The organism is Fuscovulum ytuae (assembly GCF_029953595.1).
Lineage (GTDB): Bacteria > Pseudomonadota > Alphaproteobacteria > Rhodobacterales > Rhodobacteraceae > Paragemmobacter > Paragemmobacter ytuae.
The window spans coordinates 1454497-1480580 of record NZ_CP124535.1 but is presented as its reverse complement, the minus strand read 5'-3'; the positions used below and the strand labels follow the sequence as shown (position 1 = coordinate 1480580).

Genomic DNA, 26084 nt, shown 5'->3' with positions numbered 1-26084 from the left:
GTGCCATGTCGTTCCAAACGCTCGGCCCTTCGGGCCACGAAGACAGCTTCACCCGCGACAACCTTCCCCCGCCCGACCAATGGCCCGAGCTGCGGCTTGATGGTTTTGCCTATCCCGAATGGCTGAACGCCGCGGTCGAACTGACGGACCGCATGGTGGACCGCGGCTTTGGTGACCGTATCGCCCTGATCGGCAATGGCCGCGCGCGCACCTACAAGGAACTGACGGACTGGTCCAACCGCATCGCCCATGCGCTGGTCGATGAGTACGGCATCCGCCCCGGCAACCGCGTCCTGATCCGCTCTGCCAACAACCCCGCCATGGTCGCTTGCTGGCTTGCGGCCACCAAGGTGGGGGCCGTGGTCGTCAACACCATGCCCATGCTGCGCGCGGGCGAATTGGCCAAGATCGTGGACAAGGCCCAGATCACCCACGCCCTCTGCGACACGCGCCTGATCGAGGACCTCGTCGCCTGCCAAAAGGACTCCCGCGTCCTCCACACTGTCGTGGGCTTCGACGGCACGGCCAACCATGATGCCGAACTGGACCGTATCGCCCTGAAGAAACCCGTCCGCTTCACCCCGCCGCCCACAGGCCGCGATGATGTGGCGCTTTTGGGTTTCACCTCCGGCACGACCGGGGAACCCAAGGCCACGATGCATTTCCACCGCGACCTTCTGATCATCGCCGATGGCTACGCGCGCGAGGTGCTGAACGTCACCCCCGACGATATCTTCGTCGGCTCCCCGCCGCTGGCCTTCACCTTCGGCCTTGGCGGGTTGGCGATCTTCCCTCTGCGTTTCGGCGCGGCGGCGGCCCTTCTGGAACAGGCCAGCCCGCCAAACATGATCGACATCATCCAAGAACACCGCGCCACGATCTGCTTCACCGCCCCCACCGCCTATCGCGTCATGCTGAAGGCCATGGCCGAAGGGGCCGATCTCTCCTCCCTCCGCGCCGCTGTCAGTGCAGGCGAAACCCTGCCTGCCCCGGTCTATGACGAATGGCAGGCCAAAACCGGCAAACCCATGCTCGACGGCATCGGCGCGACCGAGATGCTGCATATCTTCCTCACCAACCGCTTTGATGACCACCGCCCCGGCTGCACCGGCCGCCCCGTCAGGGGCTATGAGGCGCGCATCGTTGGCCCTGACATGCAGGAATTGCCAAGCGGAGAGGTGGGCCGCCTCGCCGTGCGCGGCCCAACCGGCTGCCGCTATCTGGCCGATGCCCGCCAGACCAGATACGTGCAGGATGGCTGGAACCTGACGGGCGACAGTTTCTGGCAAGATGACGAGGGGCGCTTTCACTTCGCCGCCCGATCTGACGATATGATCATCAGCGCGGGCTACAACATCGCAGGGCCAGAGGTAGAGGCCGCGCTCCTCTCCCATCCCGCCGTCCTCGAATGTGCCGTGATCGGCGCCCCGGACGAAGACCGTGGCCAGATCGTCGAGGCGCATGTCGTGCTCGCCGAAGGGCAGGCGGGCGACGCGCTGATGGTGAAACTTCTGCAAGACCACGTCAAATCCGTGATCGCCCCTTATAAATACCCCCGCCGCGTGATCTTCACCCCCGCCCTGCCCAAGACCCAGACCGGCAAGATCCAGCGTTTCCGCCTGCGCACCGACCCAACCTGACGGGGCCATCCGCGACTCAGGCCCTTTGCATCGGCAGGTTGCCGTGGCGAGGGGGCCTCTCAGTCGAGGTGAGCCGAAAAACCCTGCGACAAATCGTGCCGCCCCCGCAAAGCGACCCATGCGCCACCCTCCGGGCGTGGCTGCCGATTTCGCCTATTCCCGCGCGGTTACGGGCCATTTCGTAAAGAAATTTACATTAATTGGCCGTTTTCGTAAATTGATTTACAGAATTATTGATGGACATCAAAGGCTTGTTGTGGATTAACTGCGTTCAATTCTGATCGCGGGGGCGTGATCGCAGGGATCGGCGGGGGGCCGGAAAGACGGTCACCGCAAAGCCCCGACAGACTGGTGGAGGAACACAGATGGCGGATACCGTGCAGCAGACGGGGGTCTATTCGGCCCCCGCAGATTTCATTGCTAAGGCTCATGTCGACGCCGCGGCCTATGAACAGATGTATGCCGCATCCGTCGCGGACCCGGCGGCCTTCTGGGGCGAACAGGGCAAGCGGATCGACTGGATCCAAGGCTATACCAAGGTCAAGGACACCACCTTCGACTTCGGCAATGTCTCGATCAAATGGTATGAAGACGGCACCCTGAACGTCTCCGCCAACTGCATCGACCGCCACATGATGCAGCGCGCCAACCAGACCGCGATCATCTGGGAACCCGATGATCCCAAGACGCCCGCCCAGCACATCACCTATGCCCAGTTGCTGGAACAGACCTGCCGCATGGCGAATGTCCTGAAGAACCACGGCGTGAAAAAGGGCGACCGTGTCGTCCTTTACCTGCCGATGATCCCCGAAGCGGCCTATGCCATGCTGGCCTGCGCCCGTATCGGCGCGATCCATTCCGTCGTTTTTGGCGGCTTTTCGCCCGACGCGCTTGCCAACCGCATCAACGACTCCGAAGCCAAGGTCGTCATCACCGCCGATTTCGCCCCGCGCGGCGGCAAGAAGACCCCGCTTAAGGCCAATACCGATCAGGCGCTTCTGCACTGCTCGGACCGCGTGAAGTGCCTTGTCGTGAAACACACCGGCGACCAGACGCATTGGACCGATGGCCGCGACGTGGACCTCAAGGCCGAGATGGCGGAAACCTCGCCCTATTGCGCCTATACCGAAGTGGGCGCCGAAGACCCGCTCTTCATCCTTTACACCTCTGGCTCCACCGGCAAGCCGAAGGGGGTTGTCCACACCTCGGGCGGCTATCTGGTCTATGCCTCGCTCACCCATAAGATGACCTTCGACTACCATGATGGCGATGTGTTCTGGTGCACCGCCGATGTGGGCTGGGTCACGGGTCACAGCTATATCGTCTATGGTCCCCTCGCCAATGGCGCGACCACGATCATGTTCGAAGGCGTTCCGACCTACCCGGATGCCGGCCGCTTCTGGGAGGTTTGCGCCAAGCACAAGGTCACCCAATTCTACACCGCGCCGACCGCCATCCGTTCGCTGATGGGTCTGGGCACCGAATGGGTGGAAAAGCACGACCTGTCCAGCCTGCGCCTTCTGGGTTCGGTGGGCGAACCCATCAACCCCGAGGCGTGGAACTGGTACAACACCCATGTCGGCAAGGGCCGCTGCCCCATCGTCGATACCTTCTGGCAGACTGAAACCGGTGGCCACCTCATCACCCCGCTGCCCGGTGCCATCCCGCAAAAGCCGGGTTCGGCCACCAAACCCTTCTTCGGCGTGCAGCCCGTCATCCTCGACCCGGCCACCGCCGCCGTGCAGTCTGAAACCGCAGCCGATGGCGTTCTGTGCATCGCCGACAGCTGGCCGGGCCAGATGCGCACCCTCTGGGGCGATCACGCCCGGTTCGAAGAGGCCTATTTCTCCCAATATCGCGGCTACTACTTCACCGGCGACGGCTGCCGCCGCGACGAGGATGGCTATTACTGGATCACCGGCCGCGTCGACGATGTCATCAACGTCTCGGGCCACCGCATGGGCACGGCCGAGGTCGAATCCGCCCTCGTCGCCCATCCCAAGGTCGCCGAAGCCGCCGTCGTGGGCTACCCGCATGACATCAAGGGGCAGGGCATCTATGCCTATGTCACCCTGATGAAGGGCGAAGAGCCCTCCGACGCCCTCCGCAAAGAGCTGGAGACATGGGTCCGCACCGAAATCGGCCCCATCGCCAAGCCCGACCTCATCCAATGGGCCCCCGGCCTGCCGAAAACCCGTTCGGGCAAGATCATGCGCCGCATCCTGCGCAAGATCGCCGAGAATGACTTCGGCTCCTTGGGCGACACCTCGACGCTGGCCGACCCCTCCGTGGTCGATGAACTCATCGAAAACCGGATGAACCGCGGATGACCGAGGTTCTGGCCCAACCCGCCGTCTTGATCCTGCTCGGCCCCCCCGGGGCCGGCAAAGGCACGCAGGCGCGCATGCTTGAGGAAGATTTCGGTCTGGTCCAGCTGTCGACCGGCGATCTTCTGCGCGCCGCCGTTGCCGCTGGCACCGACGCAGGCCGTCAGGCCAAGGCGGTGATGGAGGCGGGGCAGCTTGTGTCAGACGACATCGTGCTGGCCATCCTCAAGGACCGCATGGCCGCCCCCGATGTGGCCAAGGGCGTCATCCTTGACGGCTTTCCCCGCACCGATGGGCAGGCCGCGGCACTCGACGCGCTGCTTGCGGCGGCAGGCCAGAAGGTCACCGCCGCCATCAGCCTTGAAGTGGATGACGAGGCGATGGTGGGCCGTGTGTCGGGCCGCTACACCTGCGGCACCTGCGGCGAAGGCTACCATGACGAATTCAAGCAGCCCGCCGTTGCGGGCACTTGCGACAAATGCGGCGGCACGGCGTTCAAGCGCCGGGCTGACGACAATGCCGAAACGGTGCGCGAAAGGCTGAAGGCCTATCACGCCCAGACGGCTCCGCTGATCGCCTATTACGAAGGCAAGGGCGTGCTGGAACGGATCGACGCGATGGGACCCATCCCGGCGATCCGCAGCGCGCTTTCCGCCATCGTAAGCCGCGTCTCAGCGTGAAGTGAAGGGAGGCTGCATCCCCCTCTTTCGGCGGGGGGTGCGGTAGTGGAGAAAAGAAACCTCAGGGAGTAGCACTCATGGCGGACAAGACATCGTCCAACGCCTATTGGGCAGCGAATATCCGGGTCATCACCATCTCGATGGTGATCTGGTTCGTCTGCTCTTTCGGCCTGGGCATTATCCTGCGTCCGGCGCTTTCGGGCATCCATATCGGCGGCGCCGATCTCGGATTCTGGTTCGCGCAGAACGGTTCGATTTACGTCTTTCTCGTTCTCATCTTCGCCTACGCGGCCAAGATGAACAAGATCGACAAAGAACACGGCGTCGAGGAGTAAGAGATGGATCAGTTTACCCTCAACCTCATCGTCATCGGCCTCAGCTTCGCGCTCTATTTCGGGATCGCCTTCTGGGCCCGTGCCGGATCGACCTCGGAATTCTATGCTGCAGGCCAAGGCGTTCCGCCGGTCATGAACGGCATGGCGACGGCGGCTGACTGGATGTCGGCGGCCTCCTTCATCTCGATGGCGGGTCTCATCGCCTTCGGTGGCTACAACAACTCGGTCTTCCTGATGGGCTGGACGGGTGGCTACGTGCTGCTCGCGCTGCTGCTTGCGCCCTATCTGCGCAAGTTCGGCAAGTTCACCGTGCCGGAATTCGTCGGCGACCGCTTCTACTCGACCTCGGCCCGCATGGTGGCGGTCATCTGCCTTATCGTCATCTCGGTCACCTACGTGATCGGGCAGATGGTGGGCGTCGGCGTGACCTTCGCGCGCTTCCTCGAAGTGTCGACGACGACGGGCCTTCTGATCGGCTCGGCGGTCGTGTTCGCCTATGCGGTGTTCGGCGGCATGAAGGGCATCACCTACACGCAGGTGGCTCAGTATGTCGTTCTCATCACGGCCTACACGATCCCGGCGATCTTCATCTCGCTCAGCCTGACCGGTAGCTTCCTGCCGCAGCTGGGCCTGATCGGGTCCTACGCGCCGTCGAATGGCGAACTGGCCTTCCTCGACAAGCTTGACCAAGTCGTGACGGAACTGGGCTTTGCCGCCTATACCGCCGACACGCCCAACATGTTCAACATGTTCCTCGTGACCATGTCGCTCATGATCGGGACCGCCGGTCTGCCGCACGTGATCATCCGCTTCTTCACCGTGCCGAAAGTGTCGGATGCCCGCACCTCGGCCGGCTGGGCGCTGGTGTTCATCGCGCTGCTCTACACCGTTGCTCCGGCAGTGGGCTCCATGGCCCGTCTGAACCTCACCACGACCTTCTGGCCGGGTGCGGAAACCGGAACCGCGCTCAGCGCCCCGGCTCTGTCGATCGCCGAGATCGAAAGCAATCCGGAACTGTCTTGGGTCAGCAACTGGCAGAAAACCGGTCTGCTCGCCTATTCCGACAAGAACGGCGACGGCCTGATCCAGTACTTCAGCGAGAAGAAGCCGGTGACGGACGCCACCAAGGCTTTGGCTGATGCCAAGGCCGCGCTGGAAGCCGCCGCTGCGGATGCCGACAAGGCCCCGCTCGAGGCTGCTGTTGCCGAAGCACAAACCGCGCTTGACGCCGCGCTGGCCGATCCGGCCAACGGTCTGGGCGGCAAGTCGCTGGCAGAACTTGGCTTCGTCGGCAACGAACTGACCACGGTGAACAACGACATCATGGTTCTTGCCAACCCGGAAATCGCCAAGCTGCCGGGCTGGGTCATCGCTCTGGTCGCCGCAGGCGGTCTGGCGGCGGCTCTGTCCACCGCTGCGGGCCTTCTCTTGGCCATCTCCTCGGCCATCAGCCACGACCTGATCAAGGGCGCACTCAAGCCCGATATCAGCGAAAAGGGCGAACTGCTGGCCGCGCGTGTCTCCATGGCCTTCGCGATCGTCCTGGCCACCTGGCTTGGTCTCAACCCGCCCGGCTTTGCCGCGCAGGTGGTGGCTCTGGCCTTCGGTCTGGCGGCTGCGACCATCTTCCCGGTGCTGATGATGGGGATCTTCTCGACCCGCATCAACAAGGAAGGCGCCATCGCGGGCATGCTCGTCGGTCTGGTTGCGACGGCGGTCTACATCTTCCTCTACCTGGGCTGGTTCTTCATCCCCGGCACGAACATGTTGCCGAACACGCCGGCGGCCCACTTCCTCGGCATCTCGCCCGCAGGCTTCGGCCCGGTTGGCGCTCTGCTGAACTTCGTGGTGGCCTATGTTGTCTCCGGCATGACCAAGGCTCCGCCGCAGGACGTGCAGGACCTGATCCAGTCGATCCGCGTGCCGAAAGGTGCCGGTGCGGCGCAGGCCCACTGATCAAGATTGGAAGCTCCGGCCCGCGTGGCCGGGGCTTCCCCCTTTCGATCAAAAGGATGGAACCGGAGAGTTGCGATGGATGACGGGCTTGCGACCATCATCGCCTTTCTCGAAACGGTGCATCCCTATGATGGCCTGCCGCAGGACGAACTGGCGCGTGTCGCCGGTTCCTTCAGCCGCAGGGAATTCGCCGCTGGGGAAGAGGTCTACCATGCCGGCGAACCGCTCAAGGGCCTCTATCTGGTGAAACGCGGCGCGGTCGAGGTGCTGGAACCCTCCGGCTCCATCGTCTCGCTTCTTGGCCCAAGGAACAGCTTTGGCGAACGCGGCTTGATGCGCAACGGGCTGGCCGTGACCACGGCGCGCACCACGCAGGCCTCTGTCTTGCTGATGTTGCCCGTGGCCGAATTCCGCCGCCTGATCGCCGATCACGCGGCCTTCGAACGGTTCTTCCAACGTGGCCGCAACGCCGAACAACGCGAATCCGACCTGACCGCGCAAAAGGTGGAACGGCTGATGGCGCGCGCGCCGATCACCGTCCCCGCCGATACCCCCATCCGCAGCGCGGCCCAGCAGATGCGCGATCACGGCGTGTCCAGCCTTGGGGTGATCGAGGAGGGCCGTTTTGCAGGTCTCGTCACCACCCGCGACATGACGGGCAAGGTTCTGGCCGAGGGTCTCTCGCCCGACCGCCCGGTATCCGAGGTGATGACCCGCGATCCCGTCACCCTGCCGCCCTCTGCGCTGGGCTCCGATGTCTTGCACGTCATGCTGGAACGCCGCATCGGCCATCTGCCTGTGGTCGAGAATGGCACCCTGGTCGGCATGGTCACCCAGACCGACCTGACCCGCTTTCAGGCCGTCTCCTCCGCCCGCTTCGTGCGCGATGCGGCCACGGCGAACCGGGTGGAGGATCTGGCCCGCGTCACCGCCCAGATCCCTCGCCTGCTTCTGCAACTCGTCGGCGCCCATAACGCGCATGAGGTGGTCACCCGCCTGATCACCGACATCGCCGATACCGTGACGCGCCGCCTTCTGTGGCTTGCCGAACGCCAATTCGGCCCTGCGCCCGTGCCCTATCTCTGGCTTGCCTGCGGCTCGCAAGGGCGGCAGGAACAGACGGGTGTCTCGGATCAGGACAATTGCCTGATCCTCTCCGACGACGCCACCGAAGAGGATATGGCCTATTTCGCCACGCTCGCCCGCTTCGTCTCCGATGGGCTGGATGCCTGCGGCTATGTCTATTGCCCCGGCGACATGATGGCCACCAACCCGCGCTGGTGCCAACCGCTGCGTGTCTGGCGCGACTATTTCGCGGGATGGGTCGCCACCCCCGACCCGACGGCGCAAATGCTCGCCTCTGTGATGTTCGACCTTCGCCCCATCGGCGGCGACGCGTCCCTCTTCCGCCGCCTGCAAGAGGAAACGCTCGACATGGCCTCGAAGAATTCCATCTTCGTGGCCCATATGGTGGCCAATTCCCTGAAACACGCGCCGCCCTTGGGCCTGCTGCGCGGTTTTGCGACCATCCGTTCCGGGGAACACAAGAACCAGATCGACATGAAGCATAACGGCGTCGTGCCCGTCACCGATCTGGGCCGGGTCTATGCGCTCATCGGACGGCTTGATGCCGTCAATACCCGCGCCCGGTTGGAAGCCGCCGCCGAAGCTGGCGTCATCTCGCCCTCCGGCGCGCGCGATCTTCTTGATGCCTATGATCTGATTGCCCGCACAAGGCTGGAACATCAGGCGCGACAGGTCCGCGCGGGGCTGAAGCCTGATAACTTCCTGCCCCCCTCCGACCTGTCGGATTTCGAACGCTCCCACCTGCGCGACGCCTTTGTCGTGGTCAGGACCATGCAATCCGCCGTGGGTCAGGCCCGCGGCGCCAGAAGCTGAAAGTTGCCGGAATGGCCATTGAACTGATCGCCGCCTTCGTATCCGCCATCGCCTTCGCGGGGATCGGTATGCTGTTGCGCAGGCTGTCGCGCGACCGGCTGCCGAAATGGTTCGTTCCCGCTTCGGCAGGCGCAGGCATGATCGGCTTTGCCGTCTTCATGGAATACGGCTGGTATCACCGTCAGGCCGATGCCCTGCCCGAAGGCGTCGCCGTCGTCTGGCAGGATCAGCGCCCACAGGCCCTGCGGCCATGGACCATGGTCTTTCCCATGACCACGCGCTTCATCGCGATGGATACCCGCTCGCTCGCCACCCATCCCGGCGGGGCCGATCTTGTCCTTGCCGAAATCTACGCCTTCGCCCGCTGGCAAGGGATTGAACAGGCCCTTCTCGTGGTCGATTGCGCGAATGACCGGTCCGTCCGACTGACGGCGGAAACCAAGATCGATGATGCCGGCGTCCTGACCGGGGGCGAATGGGTTCCGGTTGCCCAAGACGATGCCTCTGCCCAAGTGGCCTGCAAGGGAGTAAGCGATGGCTGACCGCACCAGACCTCCTTTCGTCCTGATCGTCGAAGACGAAGACAACATCGCTGTCGCGCTGGAATATGTGGTCAAGCGCGAAGGCTATGGCCATGCCCGCATCGCCGACGGGGCCGAGGTGATGCCCTTCATCCGCAGCCGCCACCCCGAGGTGGTGCTTCTCGACATCATGCTTCCTTCCGTTTCGGGATATGAGATCTGTCAGGAAATCCGCCTCGACCCGTCGCTCTCCGACGTCAAAGTGGTGATGATGACGGCGCGCGGCTCGGCCTTGGAGAAACGCAAGGCCATGGCCTTGGGCGCGGATGGCTTCGTGTCCAAACCCTTCGACCTTGGCACCCTGCGCGGTGAAATCAAACGCATCGTCGCCTCGGAGGAGGGGATGTGATCCACCGTCTCGGCCTGCGCCTGCGCGTCCTTCTCTTCTTCGCGGCCCTCGCGGGCGGGGCGCTGGTGGCGATAGGTCTGGGGCTCTGGGTCGCCCTCGCGCGCTTTCCCGCGCTTTCCGGGGAAATCAACGCCCTGATCCAGATTGGCCTGATCGCAGGCTTCCTCATCACGGGCCTCATCGCTTGGGTCTGGCTGCTCTTCGACACCAATGTTGCCCGCCCCATCGACCTGCTTGCCGGTGCCCTGCGCGCCCGCGCCCATTCCGATGTCGAAAACCCCCTAGATGCGCAGGTCGCGCGATATCTGGGCGACCTCGCCCCCGCCGCCTCTGCCGCCGCCGCCAGCCTGTCGGAAACCCGCTCGGCCTTGGCCGAGGCGATCGGCCGCGAAACCGCCCGCCTCACGCAGGAAAAGGCCCGCCTCGAACGGCTGTTGTCCGATGTCCCCGTGGGCGTCATCATCTGCGCCGCCGATCATCAGCTGGTCTTTTACAACTCGCAGGCCGCCGAATTCCTTGGCGCAGGCAGCCTTGACGTGGCCGATCAACCGGGCCTTGCCCGCAGCGTCCTTGGGTATCTGCGCGAAGGCCCGATCACCGATGCATGGCAGCGCCTGACAGAAACTGGCCAGCCTGACGCGGCCTCTGATCTTCTTTGCACCGCGATCCGGGGCAATCTCCTGCTCGCAGGCCGCATGCGGCTTCTCGATGGCGGGGCAGGGGGCTATGTCCTCACGCTGCGCGACGTGACGCAGGATTACGCCGTCTCGGCCCGGCGCGAGGCCTTTATCACGGACGCGCTCGAACGCATCTCTCGCTCGGTCGCGGGCATCGCCAGCCTCCGCGCCGCCGCCTCCGAATCCGGTGAGGCCGCGCTGGCTCAGGCCTTGGACAGCGAGGTCGCCGCCCTCGTCGCCACCATGCGCGACATCGGCAGCGCCAATCAGGACCGCCGTCCTGAAACGCTGCCCTTCGCGCTCCTGCGCGGCGAAGACCTGCTTGATGGCATCAAGGCCCGCGCCGAAGGGGCAGGGCTTTCCATCACCGCCGCCCCCTCGAACCTTCTCGTCGGCTGCAACGCCTATGAAATGGTCACCTTCGCCGCCCAGCTTTGCGAAGGCATCGCCGCCGCCCTGCATCCCGAAACCCTCACCCTGCGGTTGGATGAGGAATTCGGCGGCGCCTCCCTCCGCCTCATCTGGCAAGGCGCCCCCCTCACCGTCGCCACGCTGGAACGCCTGCTTGACCGCCCGCTCGACCCCGCCCTCCCCGAAGCGACAGGGCGCAGCGTTCTGGCCGAACATGCCACCGACATCTGGCCCGAAACCCTTCCCGACGGGACCGAAGCGCTCTGCCTGCCCATCCTGCAAGCCCGCCGCGCCGTGCGCCGCCCTGACCCCGTCATCCGCCGCGTCACCTATGATTTCGACCTGCTCTCGCAGGAAAAGCGCGGACATGTCCTGAAAAGCGGCCTCGACGCCCTGACCTATGTGGTCTTCGACACCGAAACCACCGGACTTCTGCCCCATCAGGGCGATGAAATCGTCCAGATCGCCGCCGTCCGCATCGTCAATGGCCGCCGGGTGGAGGGCGAGGTGTTCAACACCCTCGTCAATCCGGGCCGCGCCATCCCTGCCGCTTCCTCCGACGTGCATGGCATCTCCGATGCGATGGTCGCCGACGCCCCATCTGTAACCGACGCGCTGACCCGCTTTCACCGCTTTGCCGAAGGGTCGGTGCTGGTGGCCCATAACGCCCCCTTCGACATGACCTTTCTGCGCCGCGCCGAACCTGCCATCGGCAAGCGCTTCGACATGCCCATCCTCGACACCGTCCTTTTGTCGGCTGTCGTCTTCAGCCAGCACGCAGAACATACGCTAGACGCATTGACCCACCGCCTTGGCATCACCATCTCGGAAGAGGCGCGCCATACCGCGCTGGGCGATGCGGTGGCCACGGCGGATGCCTTCCTCAAGATGCTGACGATGCTGCGCGGTCGCGACATCCGCACCTTCGAGGAAGTTCTGGTCGAAGTGCGCAAGCACGGCCGCCTGCTTCAGGATCTCAACGCCTGATACGCTCGCCTCTTGATATATTCCAAACATGGAATATATAATCGCCACAGAACAGCGAGGTCCGTCCCCATGTCCGATTCCACGTCCGCCTATCCGCTCTCCCTCTCGACCCACCCCGAGGTTCACGGCTTCTTCGATCCGGCCACCAACACGATCAGCTATGTGGTCCGCGATCCCGCCTCCGATGCCTGCGCGGTCATCGATTCCGTGATGGATATCGACTATGCCGCAGGCCGCATCACCTATGAACATGCCGATGAGATCGTGGCTTTCATCACCGCGCGCGGCTGGCGGCTGGAATGGCTGATCGAAACCCATGTCCATGCCGACCACCTCTCTGCCGCGCCCTATATTCAGGGCAAGCTGGGCGGCAAGATCGGCATCGGCGAAAGGATCACCCTCGTTCAAGAAACCTTCGGCAAGATCTTCAACGAAGGCACTGAATTCCAGCGTGACGGGTCCCAATTCGACGCGCTGTTCAAGGATGGCGATACCTACAGCATCGGCAGCATGCAGGCCGTCGCAATGCACACGCCCGGCCACACCCCCGCCTGCATGACCCATGTCATCGGCGATGCGGCCTTCGTGGGCGATACCCTGTTCATGCCGGATGGCGGCTCGGCCCGCGCCGATTTCCCCGGCGGCGATGCGGGTGAACTTTATGACAGCATCCAGAAAGTGCTGGCCCTGCCCGATACGATGCGCCTCTTCATGTGCCATGATTACGGCCCCAACGGGCGCGATATCCGCTGGGAAACCACCGTGGCCGACGAAAAGGCCCATAACATCCATGTGGGCCAAGGCAAAACGCGCGAGGATTTCATCCGCTTCCGCACCGAACGCGACGCGACCCTTGCCATGCCGAAACTCATCATCCCCTCGCTTCAGGTGAACATGCGCGCGGGCGAAATCCCGACCGATACCTCGGGCCGACCCATGCTGAAAGTCCCGGTGAACGGGCTCTAGGACCACCGCCATGATACCCCGCCTTGCGCGCTGGCTCCCGATCCTCGATTGGGGGCGGCACTATGATCGTGCCACCTTCGGCAGCGACCTTCTGGCCGCCGTCATCGTCACGATCATGCTGATCCCGCAATCGCTGGCCTATGCGCTGCTGGCGGGGCTGCCCCCCGAGGCGGGGCTTTACGCCTCTATCCTGCCCATCCTGCTTTACACGCTTCTGGGATCGTCGCGCGTGCTGGCCGTGGGTCCGGTCGCCGTCGTCTCGCTGATGACCGCCGCCACCATTGGTCAGGTGGCCGAGGCAGGGACGGCAGGCTATGCCACCGCCGCCCTGACACTGGCCTTCCTGTCAGGGGCGATCCTTCTGGCGATGGGGGCGCTGCGCTTGGGCTTTCTGGCCAATTTCCTGTCCCATCCCGTGGTGGCGGGCTTCATCTCTGCCTCCGGCATCCTGATCGCGGCCAGCCAGATCGGCACGCTGACGGGGCTAAAGGCCGAAGGTCACGGCTTGCCCCATCAACTCGCGTCTCTGGCGGGTCAGGTGGGGCAGGTGAACCTGCCCACGCTCCTGATCGGCGCGGCAAGCCTTGGCTTTCTCTTCTGGGTCCGGCGCGGGCTGAAACCGCTTCTCCGGCGCGCAGGCCTTGGCCCTCGCCTTGCCGATATGGTCACCAAGGCTGGACCTGTCTTCGCCATCCTCGCCACCTCCCTTGCCGTCTGGTCGCTTGACCTCGGCGCGCAGGGCGTGGCGGTGGTGGGGGCCGTGCCGCAATCCCTGCCGCCCTTTACCCTGCCCAGCTTCGACCTCGCGCTGCTGCAAGACCTGATCCTTCCCGCCGCCCTCATCGCGCTGATCGGCTTCGTCGAATCCGTTTCAGTCGGCCAGACACTGGCCGCGAAACGGCGACAGCGGATCGATCCCGATCAGGAACTCGTGGCCCTTGGCGCGGCCAATCTGGGGGCCTCGGTCACCGGCGGCTTTCCCGTCACCGGCGGCTTTGCCCGGTCCGTCGTCAATTTCGACGCCGGTGCCCAGACCCCCGCTGCCGGGGCCTTCACCGCGCTGGGCCTTGCCCTTGCCGCGCTGTACCTGACCCCCTTCATCGCCTTCCTGCCCAAGGCCACGCTCGCCGCCACCATCGTAGTGGCCGTCCTTTCCCTTGTGGATCTGTCGATCCTCAAACGCGCCTTCACCTATTCTCGCGCCGATTTCGCCGCCGTCGCCGCCACCATGGCCGTCACCCTTCTGGCCGGGGTCGAGGCGGGGGTATCGGCAGGTGTCCTTCTTTCGCTCCTGCTCCACCTTTTGCGCACGGCGCGGCCCCATGTGGCCGAGGTGGGCCTCGTTCCGGGGACCGAGCATTTCCGAAACATCCACCGCTTTGACGTGGAAACCGATCCCGCGATCCTGACCCTGCGGGTGGATGAAAGCCTCTACTTCGCCAATACCCGCCATCTCGAAGACCTCATTCTTGCCCGCGTGCCGGGCGACGGTGCGCTGCGCCATGTCATCCTGATGTGTTCGGCGGTGAACGAGATTGATCTCAGCGCGCTGGAAACCCTTGAATCCCTTGATGAACGGCTGCGCGACATGGGCGTGACCCTGCACCTGTCCGAGGTGAAGGGTCCGGTGATGGATCGCCTGCGCCGCACCGATTTTCTTACCCATCTGTCGGGCCGCGTCTTCGTCTCGCAATTCGAAGGCTGGTGCAAACTGACCGGGCGCTGCACCGCAGGCGACCCGCAGCGCCACGCCCGCCCCATCGCGCCGGTTCCCGCCACTCCGTAAGCAAAGCGCCTCCCCGACAAAGGATCGATCCTGCGCCGCTGCGCCACCCCGGCCCATCCAACGGCGGTGGCAGTCCCCGCATTGCACAGGGATTGCCCAGAACCAGCCGCTTTTCAAACACAGAGAATTGCGAGTAAGTCTTGGTTAAAGGTCATCAGACAGGCATCCTTGGAACCGCTCTCCCCCCTTCTTCTCGGCGTTCTCGGCAGTTTCGCGGCTGGGTCGATGACGGCGCTGGGCGCGCTTCCCGTGTTGCGCGGTCAGGTGCCCCGTGCGGCGACGCGCGACATGCTGCTTGGCTTTGCCGCTGGTGTCATGCTGGCGGCGGCCTTCTTCTCGCTCATCATCCCGGCGCTCACACAGGCTGGCGTCACCCATGAAGGCCGCGTCGTCCCGGCGCTGATCGTCTGCCTTGCCCTATTGATGGGGATGGGCGCTATCGCCGCCTTGAACGAGGCACTGCCCCACGAGCATTTCGCCGCCGGACCCGAAGGCCCGGTCGCGCCCCGCCTGCGCCGAGTCTGGCTCTTCATCATCGCCATCACCATCCACAACATCCCCGAAGGCCTGGCCGTTGGTGTGGGCTTCGGTCAGGGTGGGATAGAAGGCGGCCTCCCCCTTGGCCTTGGCATCGGCTTGCAGAACCTGCCCGAAGGCCTTGCCGTGGCCGTCGCCCTGCGCGGCGAAGGCTATTCCGGCCGCCGCGCCTTCACCGTTGCGGCCCTCACAGGGCTGGTCGAGCCGATGGGTGGCCTGCTCGGTGCGGCCATCGTCACTGTATCAGCCGCCCTTTTGCCTTGGGGCCTCGCCTTCGCGGCAGGCGCGATGCTCTATGTCATCAGCCACGAGATCATCCCCGAAACCCACCGCTCCGGGCACCAAAACCGCGCGACCCTTGGCCTTGCCTTAGGCTTGGTCGTGATGCTTTTCCTTGATGTCACACTGGCAGGGTGACCAAAGCCCGCACCCCCTGCCGTTTCCGGCGGAAGACCGTTGCCAGCACTGCGCGAACCTGCCAACCATGGCATATTCGGTCGCTCAATGAGTTCTCCCATGATCCATCCCGTCCTCCTCTGCGGCGGCTCCGGCACCCGCCTCTGGCCGCTCTCGCGCAAAAGCTTTCCCAAACAGTTCACCCGGCTGGTCGACCGCGAAAGCCTGTTTCAGGCCTCCGCCCGCCGCCTGACAGGCGCGGATTTCGCGCCCCCCACCATCATCACGGGATCGGATTACCGCTTCATCGTCACCGAACAGCTGCACGCCGTGGGCGTTGATCCCGGCCCCATCCTGATCGAACCCAGCGCCCGCAACACCGCCCCCGCCGTTCTGGCCGCCGCCCTGCATCTGGCGAAAGCGGACCCCGAGGCGCTGATCCTTGTCGCGCCCTCCGATCACGTCGTCCCCGATGCGGCGGCCTTCCGCGCCGCCATCGCGGCAGGCCTGCCCGCCGCCCGCGCGGGCCATATCGTCACCTTCGGCATTCGCCCGACACGGGCCGAAACCGGCTATGGCTGGCTGGAACTCACCGCCCCCGCGCAGGACGGCCAGCCCGTCGCCCTGACCCGCTTTGTCGAAAAACCCGCCCGCCCCGCCGCCGAGGCGATGCTGGCCGCTGGCAATTACCTCTGGAACGCAGGCATCTTCCTCTTCACCGCCCGCACCATCCTTGCCGCCTTCACCGAACATGCGCCCGCCCTTCTGCCCCCGGTCACGGCTGCGGTCGATCAGGCACAGGTCGATCTGGGCTTCCTCCGCCTTGCCCCCGGCCCCTGGGCGGGGGCCGAGGCGATTTCCATCGACTATGCCGTGATGGAGCGCAGTTCCAACCTCATCGCCGTGCCCTTCGGCGCGGGCTGGTCAGACTTGGGCGGCTGGGATGCCGTGGCCAGCGAAATGGGCGGCGATGCGCAGGGCAATGCGCTTTCCGGCCCTGCCACGGCCATCGATTGCCGAAACAGCCTCCTGCGGTCCGAAGATAACAGTCTGGAGCTTGTCGGCATCGGCCTTGACGACATCATCGCCATCGCCACCCCCGATGCCGTGCTGGTGGCTCATAAATCCCGCGCGCAGGATGTGAAAAAAGCGGTCGAGGTGCTGCAAACCAAAGGCGCGAAACAGGCCGAAACCTTCCCCCGCGACCACCGCCCTTGGGGCTGGTTCGAAACGCTGGCCCTGTCGGACCGCTTTCAGGTCAAGCGCATCGTGGTCAAGCCGGGGGCCGCGCTGTCGCTGCAATCGCATATGCACCGGTCGGAACATTGGATCGTGGTGACAGGCACGGCCAAGGTGACGGTGAACGAAACCGTCCGCCTCGTGACCGAGAATGAAAGCGTCTATATCCCGCTCGGGGCCAAGCACCGCATGGAAAACCCCGGCAAGGTGCCCATGGTCCTGATCGAGGTGCAGACCGGCAGCTATCTCGGCGAAGATGACATCATCCGCTACGAGGATGTCTATTCAAGGGGCCAAGGCGCGAAAGGCTAGGGCGCGAAAGGGGGGTGGTGCGTGCCAGCACGCACTACCCCTCACCCCTCTGCCCAAAGCGCCTCATAGATCGCGGCGATCCCCGCCGCCTCGCCTTCGATGCTGAAGACCCGCTCCACCCGCGCTCTTGCCCGCGCCGACAGCCCGGCCCAGTGCGCCGCATCCTCCAGCGCCCAACGCACCGCATCGGCCACCGCCGCCACATCTTCGATCGGCACGATGCGCCCGGCCTCTTCCGGGTTGTCCGGATCGCCCACACATTCGGCAAAATGCCCCGTCGCCGTCGCCACGATGGGCAGGCCACAAGCCATCCCCTCCAAGGGCGTTACGCCAAAAGGCTCATAGCGCGGCGTCGCGCACAAAAGCCGCGACCCTTTCAGGATCGTCAGCAGCGCCTCATCCGATATGCTTCCGGAAAAGAAGATGCGCCCCTCCATCCCCGCCGCTGCAATCTCGGCCTTCATCTTGGCCACAAACCCCTGATCTTCCGGCTTGGCCAGCCCCACCAGCACCGCCGTGGCCCCCGGCAGATCGGGCAGCGCCCGGATCATCGCCTTGACAAAGATATCGCTTCCCTTAGAGGGCCGGATGCGCCCCACCGTGACGATCCCATACTCCCCCGGATAGCCCGTTTTGGCCCATTCCGCCGCCCGCTCCGGGGGCGGGCAAAACCGCACCGTATCCACCCCATGCGGGATCACCGTATCATGCCGCCCCACGCAGCGCGCGGCCTCATCGCTCGTCGCGATGATCCGGTCCATCCGCGAAATCAGGAACCTTGGCCAAGCCGAATGCCGATGCTTCGCGGCCGAGGTGAAGACCGTCCGTATCGGCAGCCGCAGCACGTCCCGCGCAAGGATCGCCAGTTGCATTTCGGTATTCCGCCGCACATGCCAGATCGCAAAGGGCCGCCCCGCAGGCCGTTCCCGCGACAGGCGCAAGGCCTCGCGCTTCGTGATCGGGTCGGGCAAACCCGGCAGACCCACCCCCACCAGCACGCTGCGATAACGCCCCAGATGCTGCTGCAGGACCGCCCGCAGCGTCGACGACACGCCAGTGAAGCGTTTGTTGAAATTGGTCACGTAAAGCTCGGGCACCCCGTCCGCCATCCGCCTGTCCTGCCTCTTTTTCGGGTCCACCCCATAGACCTCGCTTCCTGCCCCCTGTCAACGCAACGCACCCCTGAACAACCCATGACGGCGACCCATGACGGCGCCCCATGACGGCGGCCTATGAAGTCGGCCCATGAACTCGGGTTGTGACGGCAGGGTGGCGCGGCTATATCTCCCCCCGGTCCGGGGGCCGTGGCCCCCCTCAGACGGAACCGGACATGGCAGTGATCCAAAGCAGGGGCAAAAGGCTGGCCGACTGGGTCACGGATCGGCTGATCCGTGGCGCGCTCTGGCTCCTTCTGTGCCTGCCCTTCGACACCCGCCGCCACGTCGCCGCCGCCCTGATGGCCCATATCGTGGCCCCGCTGGCGGGCTGGCGCGCGCGCATCCGCGACAACCTTACCCTCGTCCGTCCCGACCTGCCCGCAGACCAACGCAAGGCCCTAGAACGCGCCGTCCCCCGCAGCATTGGCCGCACGCTGGCCGAGCTTTACTCCGGCCCCGATTTCGTCGCCCGCGTGGCAGGCGAACCCCTGCAAGGCCCCGGTGTCCCGGCGCTGGAAGAGGCGCTCCGCACCCGCCGCCCCGTCCTTTTGGTGACCGGACATCTGGGCAATTACGATGCGATCCGCGGCGGTCTCATCGCGCGCGGCTATCCGGTGGGCGGCCTCTACCGCCCGATGGACAACGCCTTTTTCAACGAACATTACGTCGCCGCCATCTCGCGCATCGGCACCCCCCTCTTCCCCCGTGGCCGCAAGGGTCTGGCCGAAATGATCCGCTTCCTGAAGGGCGGCGGCATGGTGGGCGTGGTGCTTGATCAATCCATGGGCGACGGCGCGGTGCTTTCCTTCTTTGGCCAACCCGCGCTTACCTCCCTCTCGCCCGCCGAAATGGCGCTGCGCTATGACGCGCTGGTCCTGCCCACCTATGGCCTGCGCCGCCCCGATGGCGGCTTTGACCTGCGGGTCGAGGCAGCGATCCCCCACAGCACAGCCGAAGCCATGACCCAAGCCCTGAATGACAGCCTCGAAGCGCAGGTCCGCGCGCATATGGACCAATGGCTCTGGACCCATCGCCGCTGGAAGATGACGAACCGGATTTACTGACCGCGCCCCGTGGTGGGCAGGCAGCCAAGGATCATTCCTGCCGTCGCGGCCACCCCATCCGCCTCGGCCTCCAGCACCCCACGCGCGGCCCGGATCATTGCTTCCCGCCGCCCCGCATCGGACCATAGCCCCGTCACCGCCGCCGCCAGCGCTGCGCCATCGGCCACCTGCTCGGCACCTCCCGCCGCCCCCAGCCGCGCATAAAGATCGGCGAAATTCCCAACCCCCGGCCCGTGCAGGATCGCCGATCCCATCACGGCGGGTTCATAGGCATTGTGCCCCCCCACATCCGCCACAAGCGACCCGCCAAGGAAACTGACCGGGGCCAGCGCGAACCACAGCCCCATCTCGCCCAAAGTATCGGCCAGATAGACCTCCGCCCCCTCCGGGCTTTCCCCCAAAGACCGCCGCGCCACGCGCAAACCTGCCGCCTGCACCAGCCCCGCAACCGCCTCGCCCCGCACCGGATGACGCGGCGCAAGGATCAGCCGCGCCCCCGGCACAGCCGCCTGCAAGGCGGCCTGTGCCGCGGCCACCGCCTCTTCTTCGCCCGGATGGGTCGACGCCGCCAGCCACAAGGGCGCCGCCCCGAACACCGTCGCCAGCCGCGCCCGTTCCCCCTCATCCACCGCCAAAGGCTCTGCCGCCCGCTTCAGCGTGCCCAGAACCCGCACCCGCCCCGCATCCGCCCCAAGCGACACAAGCCGCGCCGCCATCGCCGCATCCGGCGCCCCGATCACCGTGAAATGCTCCAAAAGCGCCCGCGAAACACCCCGCGCCCGCGCCCAACGCGCCGCCGACCGCTCCGATATCCGCGCATTGGCCAGAACCAGCGGCACCCCGCGCCGAACCACCGCCCGCATCAGCCTTGGCCAGAACTCGCTCTCCACCAGCACCGCCACATCTGGCCGCCAATGATCCAAAAACCGCGCCACCGGACCGGGCAGGTCCAGCGGCAGGAATTGCAGCACAACACCCTCCGGCAACCGATCCGCCAAAAGCCGCGCCGCCGTCACCGTCCCGCAGGTCAGCAGAACCATCGCGCCCGACCGCCCCGCACGAAGCGCCCGCACCAAAGGCAGAACCGACAATCCTTCCCCGACGCTCACCGCATGCAGCCAAATCACCTCACCCGAAGGCCGCGCCACCGACGCAACCCCCAGCTTCTCGCGCCAGCGGATCGCATCCTCCTTCCCGCGCCCCCGCCGCCAGCGCAGAAGCAGCGGCGCAAGCGGGGCCAGCGCAAAGGTCACCCCGCGCCAAATCGCCAGCAGGGGCGCATCAGGCGGCGATGACGGGGGCAGGGGGGCGGGATCAGTCATGCCCGACCCTTACACCGCCATCCCCAGCCTGTCACGGCGCTGTCGCGGCGGCCCTTTACTTGGTCAGGATCAACTTGCCCGCCCGCGTGATCCGCAGCGCATAGACCTGCCCATCCAGCACGATCCGCGCCTGTACCCCGCCGCGCGTCAAGACCCGCGCATCATGCAAAGGGGCCACCTCCAGCCCCGACCGCAGCGGCGCCACCGCACCCGCCGGAACCGGACACATCGCATCCCCCGTCAACCGCCTCGGATCGGAATGCAGTGTCATGCCCGCCCCTCCAACCGATCAAACAGCACTTCCAGCGACAGCCCGCCACTCATCGGCAATCCATCGCAAAGGGCAAGGCGCATCCATTCCAGCCAATCGGGCAGGGCAGGGGCAGGTGGGGAGTCTGGGGATCGGATCATGGGACCGGCCTCTTTGTGAAAAGGGGAAGGGCACCGGGCTGACCACAGGGGTTGGCTAAGCGTCTGCCAATTACCTTATTGAAACAGTCAGAAATGTAAAGCCGATTCTTTTACGCACCATATCGCCCCCTTCCCGTCACCGATGCCGCCTGCTACCACCCAAACCTGTCCGAGTGCATCAGGAGGCCCCAATGTCCGAACCGCTGACCTGCTTCAAAGCCTATGACATCCGCGGCCGCCTCGGGATTGACCTTGACGAAGGCATCGCGCGCCGCATTGGCCGCGCCTATGGGGAAACGCTCGCCGCGCGCCGCGTCGTGCTGGGCCGCGACATCCGCGCCTCCTCCGAAAGCCTCGCCGCCGCCGTCGCCCAAGGCCTGATGCAAGCGGGGGTCGAGGTGCTGGACCTCGGCCTCTGCGGCACGGAAGAGGTCTATTTCGCCACCGGGCATCTGGCGGCCGATGGCGGCATCTGCGTCACCGCCTCGCATAACCCGATGGATTACAACGGGATGAAACTGGTGCAGGCCGGGGCCGCCCCCCTCGACCCCGCCACCACAATGGCCGCGATCCGGGCCTTGGCCGAAACGCAAGCCTTCGCGCCGGCCCAACCCGGCGGCACCCTCACCGACGCCGGCGCCACCCGCGCGGCTTACGTGGACCGCGTCCTTTCCTTCGTGGATATCGCCGCACTCCGCCCCCTCCACATCCTCGTCAATTGCGGCAACGGTGCCGCAGGCCCCACCTTCGACGCACTCGCCACAGCGCTCATGGCCAAAGGTGCCCCCCTCCGCTTCACCCGGATGCATCACGCGCCCGATGGCAGCTTCCCCAACGGTATCCCAAACCCGCTCCTGCCCGAAAACCAGCCCGCCACCGCCCAGGCGGTAATCGCGGCCCGCGCCGATCTGGGCGTCGCCTTCGACGGCGATTTCGACCGCTGCTTCTTCTTCGATCACGAAGGCCGCTTCGTCCCCGGCGAATATGTCGTGGGCCTTCTGGCCGAGGTGTTCTGCGCCAAGGAACCGGGGTCCACCATCATCCACGACCCCCGCGTGATCCTTGCCACCCAAGCCGCCATCGCCACTGCCGGGGGCCGCGCCGTCATGGCCCGGACGGGACACGCCTTCCTCAAACAGGCGCTCCGCGACACCGGTGCCGTTTATGGCGGCGAAATGTCGGCCCATCACTACTTCCGCGACTTCTACGCCTGCGACAGCGGCATGATCCCGTGGCTTCTCCTCGCCGAACTCATCGGCCGCACGGGCCAACCCCTCGCCACGCTGCTGGCCGACCGCCGTGCCGCCTTTCCGTCCTCGGGCGAGATCAACTTCCGCGTGGCCGACGTCCCCGCCGCCATCGCCCGCATCGACGCGCTCTACACCCCCCGCGCCGAAAGCCGCGACCTGACCGACGGCCTCTCGCTCGATTTCGGCACATGGCGGATGAACCTGCGCGGCTCGAACACCGAACCGCTCCTCCGCCTCAACGTCGAATCCCGCGCCCGCCCCGATCTGGTAGAGGCAGCGGTGGCCGAGATCACCGCCCTCCTCCCCTGACCGCGCGCCCGGCCCCGCCGTCGCAAGATGAGTATTTGGGCCAAGATGAAGACCAATTCCGTGGCGCGTCATCCCCGCCGAACCACGCGTAGGGCGTAATGCCTCGCGCCCATAGACCCTCCCGCCACCCCCAGCCGGTCGCCCGGTCCAGCAACCCCTCCACTCGCTACTTCACCCAAGTTCCCTGATGAGACACACCCACGTCTATCGGCATCTCATTCGGATCCAGCGCATAGTCGATGGTGGTGGACCGGACGTTCTGACCTGCCACGGGATTACCGCGGTGCGGACCATAGAGCGGTCCTTTCCCTTTCGTCTTCCAAACGAAAGAATAGTCGTAGACCGACATGCCCTGTCGGCCATAACGCACCCCTCCTGAGCCGTCGCCACCATCCTTCCCCATTTCCAGGCCAGCCTCGCTCAACCATGCCGCTATCCCTTCGGCGGACCCGATGGAGGCGAAGGCATGGTGCAGGCAGACGGTGAGTTCCGCATCGTCGCGCATCCCTTCCCAGTCAAAGGAAGAGGGCTCCACCGGATATCCCGGTTTCAGGCAATCCAGAATGCCCGGCCGTGCCATCAACGCCGGCACCGCGTTGACCCGACCGGAAAGGTAGATCTGGCGCGTTCCGGGCAGGATCTGCTTACCGCGCACCTGAACCGGATAGGTCTTCTGGTCGCTCAGGCGCTGGAAGCGGACGGGATCAACCGTATCCGCCCCACTCTCATCCGCCATCGCCAGGCTGCCTGCCAGCGCAGCGGAAAACCCGACCAGAAACCCCAACACAGCACGCAAGCACATCGTCACACACAACCCTCTGGTTGTGGAAAGGCTAGGGATAGCCAGACGACCCGTCAAGCGCGGCCCCTTCGCTCGGCTCCCGCATCCCCGCCCGGAACCCGCCGCGAACCAGCCCCCTTCATCTTGGCGAAAAATACTCGCAGGGGGTGAATGGCCGCGTCTGCGGCCAGAGGGGGCGGCACGCCCCTTGACGCGGAGCGGGACGCGCCCCCGCGCGGCCCGCGACCCAAAAGGCTCGCGCGTCCCCCGACAGGGGGGCGCGCTCCGCCGGATCACCGTCCCCCGCCGCGCCCCGCGTTAACCTTAACGCCCCATCAACCCAGCGCCCGCTGCGTGCCCACAAATTGCTGCACAAAAGGCGGCACAAAACAGGGCACAGCCGTTACATCACCGCTCCGATCTGCCACGGCACGAACTCCGCCCCGCCAAATCCCAACTCTTCCGACAGCGTCTTGCGCCCCGACGCCACCTCGACGATCCGCCGCAGGATCTCTTCCCCCTTGGCCTCGATGCTGACCCCGTCGGTCAGGATATCCCCGCAATTGATGTCCATATCCTCGGCCATCCGCGCATACATCTCGGAATTCGTGGCCAGCTTGATGCAAGGGCTGGGCTTATAGCCCGACACCGACCCCCGCCCCGTGGTAAAGACGATCATCGTCGCCCCCGATGCAATCTGCCCGGTCACCGAACAGGGGTCATAGCCGGGGCTGTCCATATAGACAAAGCCATTTGTATCAATGGGTTCCGCGAATTTATAGACGCCCGCCAATGGCGCCGTCCCGCCCTTTGCCACCGCCCCCAGCGACTTTTCAAGGATCGTGGTCAGCCCGCCCTTCTTGTTGCCGGGGCTTGGGTTGTTGTCCATCTCCCCCTCGTTCCGCGCGGTATAATCCTCCCACCACCGGATGCGGTCTATCAGCTTCTCGCCCACCTCGGCCTTGACCGCGCGGCGCGTCAGCAGATGCTCCGCCCCATAGATTTCGGGCGTCTCCGACAGGATCGTCGTTCCCCCCATTCTGACCAGCAGATCGCTCGCATGGCCCAAAGCCGGGTTCGCCGTGATCCCGGAATACCCGTCCGACCCCCCGCATTGCAGCCCGATGATCAGCTTGGACACAGGCGCCGGACGTCGCGCCACCTTCGACGCGACCTCTGCCATTTCTCGCAATATCTCCAAGGACTTGGCAATCGTCGCCCGGGTGCCCCCGGTGCCTTGGATCGTCATGTAGCGGAAATTCCCGTCCGGTCGCAGCCGCCCTTGCCCCACAAGGTCCGGCACCTGCATCACCTCGCATCCCAGCCCCACCAGCAGGATGCCCCCGAAATTTGCATTCCGGGCATAGCCCTTCAAGGTTCGCATCAGGGTCTGATAGCCCTCATTCGTCCCCGACATGCCGCAGCCCGTCTGATGCACGATGGGCACGATGCCATCCACATTGGGCATGGCATTCAGCACCGGGTCCTTTTCTGCCGCCTCCGCGATGAAGCGCGCGACCGATCCGGAACAGTTCACGCTTGTCAGGATGCCGATGTAATTGCGCGTTCCCACCTGCCCGTCGGCGCGATGGTATCCCATGAATTCAAGGGGTTGAAGCGTGGGCAGGGGCCGACATTCCGTCCCGATGGCGTAATCGTCCGTATGCGGTGCCATCCCCAGATTATGCGAATGCACATGCGCTCCGGCCGCGATATCCTCGGTCGCCTGCCCGATGATCTGGCCATAGCGCAGCACATTCTCGCCCCGCGCAATCGCCCGCGCCGCGATCTTGTGGCCGCGCGGCACGGCCCCCGGCAGGGCCACCCCCTCAACCAGCGTCCCCTTGCCCAGATCGGCCAGCGCGATCACAACATTATCCGCCCCGTGCAACCGGATCACGCTGCCCGTTTCCATCACATCCCCCGCTTCCAGCCCTTCCTTGACAGGGGGCCGCGCATGTCTAACATGTTAGCATGTTACAGCCCCCCGAACCCCCTTCACAAGTGCCTTCCGAGATGCGTCTTGCGCCTCTGGACCGTTTCACGGGCTCTCTCGGCCAGCGTGTCTATCAAACCCTGCGTGAGGCGATCCTATCCCTCACCTACCGCCCCGGCGAAATCCTAAGGAAACCAGAGATTTGCGATGCGCTCGGCGTCTCGCGCAGCCCCGTCGCCGATGCCGTCGCCCGCCTTGCCGCCGAGGGCCTTGTCGATGTGGTGCCGCAGGCAGGCACCTTCGTCGCCCGCTTTTCCATGGAGGAAATCCGCGAAGGCGCCTTCCTGCGCGAGGCGATCGAAGTCGCCGCCATCGAACGCGTGGCCCAGACGATCACCGAAGATCAGCTGACCCAGCTCCGCCGCAACCTCACCGTGCAGGCCGCGTTGATCGCCGATGGCGATGTGCCGGGCTTCTACCAAACCGATGCCGCGATGCATGAGTTGATCCTGTCCTTCACCGGTTTTCGCAAACTCGCACAGGTCAGCGAAACGGCATGGCTCCATGTCAACCGCGCGCGGCAGTTGATCCTGCCCGTCCCCGGCCGGATCGAAGCCACGCTGGACGAACACCGCGCCATCCTTGCGGCGCTCGAAGCGCGCGATCCAGATGCCTCCCGCTTGGTCACGCGCGCGCATCTGCGCCAGCTCATCACCTATCTTGAACCGCTTGAACGCGACCGGCCCGATCTCTTCGATCCGACCTGAAAGGCAGCC

22 protein-coding genes are annotated in these 26084 nt (G+C 65.2%); 16 read left to right on the top strand and 6 right to left on the bottom strand.

Annotated features, from left to right (window positions below):
- Positions 1 to 5: 5 nt before the first annotated feature.
- From QF092_RS07110 to QF092_RS07050, 13 genes are all read left to right on the top strand, one after another.
- A complete protein-coding gene (locus QF092_RS07110; RefSeq protein WP_281468949.1) occupies positions 6 to 1640 on the top strand; it encodes an AMP-binding protein in 1635 nt (544 codons plus the stop codon).
- A 365-nt stretch (positions 1641 to 2005) separates the two neighbouring features.
- Entirely contained in the window at positions 2006 to 3970 is a 1965-nt protein-coding gene (gene acs, locus QF092_RS07105) for an acetate--CoA ligase (RefSeq protein WP_281468947.1), read from the top strand.
- Positions 3967 to 4647 carry an adenylate kinase gene (locus QF092_RS07100; protein ID WP_281468945.1) on the top strand — a complete coding sequence of 227 codons (681 nt, stop codon included), beginning with the start codon at positions 3967 to 3969 and terminating at the stop codon, positions 4645 to 4647. Before acs ends, QF092_RS07100 begins: the two co-directional genes overlap by 4 nt.
- A gap of 77 nt (positions 4648 to 4724) precedes the next feature.
- Positions 4725 to 4982: a DUF4212 domain-containing protein gene (locus QF092_RS07095; protein ID WP_281468943.1), complete on the top strand. Its 258-nt coding sequence runs from the start codon at positions 4725 to 4727 to the stop codon at positions 4980 to 4982.
- 3 nt (positions 4983 to 4985) lie between these two features.
- A complete protein-coding gene (locus QF092_RS07090; RefSeq protein WP_281468941.1) occupies positions 4986 to 6938 on the top strand; it encodes a sodium:solute symporter family protein in 1953 nt (650 codons plus the stop codon).
- A gap of 75 nt (positions 6939 to 7013) precedes the next feature.
- Positions 7014 to 8837 carry a DUF294 nucleotidyltransferase-like domain-containing protein gene (locus QF092_RS07085; RefSeq protein ID WP_281468939.1) on the top strand — a complete coding sequence of 608 codons (1824 nt, stop codon included), beginning with the start codon at positions 7014 to 7016 and terminating at the stop codon, positions 8835 to 8837.
- An 11-nt stretch (positions 8838 to 8848) separates the two neighbouring features.
- On the top strand, positions 8849 to 9379 hold the full coding sequence (locus tag QF092_RS07080; protein WP_281468937.1) for a hypothetical protein: 531 nt from the start codon (positions 8849 to 8851) through the stop codon (positions 9377 to 9379).
- The gene (locus tag QF092_RS07075; protein ID WP_281468935.1) at positions 9372 to 9767 is read left to right on the top strand and encodes a response regulator transcription factor; all 396 of its coding nucleotides are present in this window, start codon (positions 9372 to 9374) and stop codon (positions 9765 to 9767) included. Before QF092_RS07080 ends, QF092_RS07075 begins: the two co-directional genes overlap by 8 nt.
- Positions 9764 to 11842 carry a 3'-5' exonuclease gene (locus QF092_RS07070; RefSeq protein WP_281468933.1) on the top strand — a complete coding sequence of 693 codons (2079 nt, stop codon included), beginning with the start codon at positions 9764 to 9766 and terminating at the stop codon, positions 11840 to 11842. The genes QF092_RS07075 and QF092_RS07070 overlap by 4 nt, the downstream gene beginning before the upstream one ends.
- Before the next feature lie 69 nt (positions 11843 to 11911).
- A complete protein-coding gene (locus QF092_RS07065) occupies positions 11912 to 12808 on the top strand; it encodes an MBL fold metallo-hydrolase (RefSeq protein ID WP_281468931.1) in 897 nt (298 codons plus the stop codon).
- 10 nt (positions 12809 to 12818) lie between these two features.
- Positions 12819 to 14594, top strand: a complete 1776-nt coding sequence (locus QF092_RS07060) for a SulP family inorganic anion transporter (RefSeq protein ID WP_281468929.1) — start codon at positions 12819 to 12821, stop codon at positions 14592 to 14594.
- A gap of 168 nt (positions 14595 to 14762) precedes the next feature.
- Positions 14763 to 15548 (top strand): ZIP family metal transporter, encoded by a 786-nt coding sequence (locus QF092_RS07055; protein WP_281468927.1) that lies wholly within the window; start codon positions 14763 to 14765, stop codon positions 15546 to 15548.
- A 99-nt stretch (positions 15549 to 15647) separates the two neighbouring features.
- Complete coding sequence (locus QF092_RS07050) at positions 15648 to 17078, top strand: mannose-1-phosphate guanylyltransferase/mannose-6-phosphate isomerase (protein ID WP_281468924.1); 1431 nt, start codon at positions 15648 to 15650, stop codon at positions 17076 to 17078.
- A 41-nt stretch (positions 17079 to 17119) separates the two neighbouring features.
- On the opposite strand, the gene QF092_RS07045 is transcribed toward QF092_RS07050, so the two are convergent.
- Positions 17120 to 18187 carry a glycosyltransferase family 4 protein gene (locus QF092_RS07045; protein ID WP_281468922.1) on the bottom strand — a complete coding sequence of 356 codons (1068 nt, stop codon included), beginning with the start codon at positions 18185 to 18187 and terminating at the stop codon, positions 17120 to 17122.
- Positions 18188 to 18408: 221 nt separating this feature from the next.
- Between QF092_RS07045 and QF092_RS07040 the strand changes: the two genes are divergently transcribed.
- Complete coding sequence (locus QF092_RS07040) at positions 18409 to 19299, top strand: lysophospholipid acyltransferase family protein (RefSeq protein ID WP_281468920.1); 891 nt, start codon at positions 18409 to 18411, stop codon at positions 19297 to 19299.
- On the opposite strand, the gene QF092_RS07035 is transcribed toward QF092_RS07040, so the two are convergent.
- The 3 genes from QF092_RS07035 to QF092_RS07025 are packed head-to-tail and all read right to left on the bottom strand — an operon-like array spanning position 19293 to position 21032.
- Entirely contained in the window at positions 19293 to 20621 is a 1329-nt protein-coding gene (locus QF092_RS07035) for a 3-deoxy-D-manno-octulosonic acid transferase (RefSeq protein WP_281468918.1), read from the bottom strand. The genes QF092_RS07040 and QF092_RS07035 overlap by 7 nt on opposite strands.
- Positions 20622 to 20676: 55 nt before the next feature.
- The gene (locus QF092_RS07030; protein ID WP_281469822.1) at positions 20677 to 20850 is read right to left on the bottom strand and encodes a hemin uptake protein HemP; all 174 of its coding nucleotides are present in this window, start codon (positions 20848 to 20850) and stop codon (positions 20677 to 20679) included.
- Positions 20851 to 20888: 38 nt separating this feature from the next.
- Complete coding sequence (locus QF092_RS07025; RefSeq protein WP_281468916.1) at positions 20889 to 21032, bottom strand: hypothetical protein; 144 nt, start codon at positions 21030 to 21032, stop codon at positions 20889 to 20891.
- Positions 21033 to 21223: 191 nt separating this feature from the next.
- Here QF092_RS07025 and QF092_RS07020 point away from each other — a divergent pair, with 191 nt between their 5' ends.
- Positions 21224 to 22591: a phosphohexomutase domain-containing protein gene (locus QF092_RS07020; protein WP_281468914.1), complete on the top strand. Its 1368-nt coding sequence runs from the start codon at positions 21224 to 21226 to the stop codon at positions 22589 to 22591.
- Positions 22592 to 22757: 166 nt separating this feature from the next.
- Here QF092_RS07020 and QF092_RS07015 read toward each other — a convergent pair whose 3' ends face one another.
- Complete coding sequence (locus tag QF092_RS07015; RefSeq protein WP_281468912.1) at positions 22758 to 23393, bottom strand: hypothetical protein; 636 nt, start codon at positions 23391 to 23393, stop codon at positions 22758 to 22760.
- A 382-nt stretch (positions 23394 to 23775) separates the two neighbouring features.
- On the bottom strand, positions 23776 to 25287 hold the full coding sequence (locus tag QF092_RS07010; protein ID WP_281468910.1) for a UxaA family hydrolase: 1512 nt from the start codon (positions 25285 to 25287) through the stop codon (positions 23776 to 23778).
- Between the two features lie 101 nt (positions 25288 to 25388).
- Here QF092_RS07010 and QF092_RS07005 point away from each other — a divergent pair, with 101 nt between their 5' ends.
- Positions 25389 to 26075 (top strand): GntR family transcriptional regulator, encoded by a 687-nt coding sequence (locus QF092_RS07005; protein WP_281468908.1) that lies wholly within the window; start codon positions 25389 to 25391, stop codon positions 26073 to 26075.
- Positions 26076 to 26084: the final 9 nt, after the last annotated feature.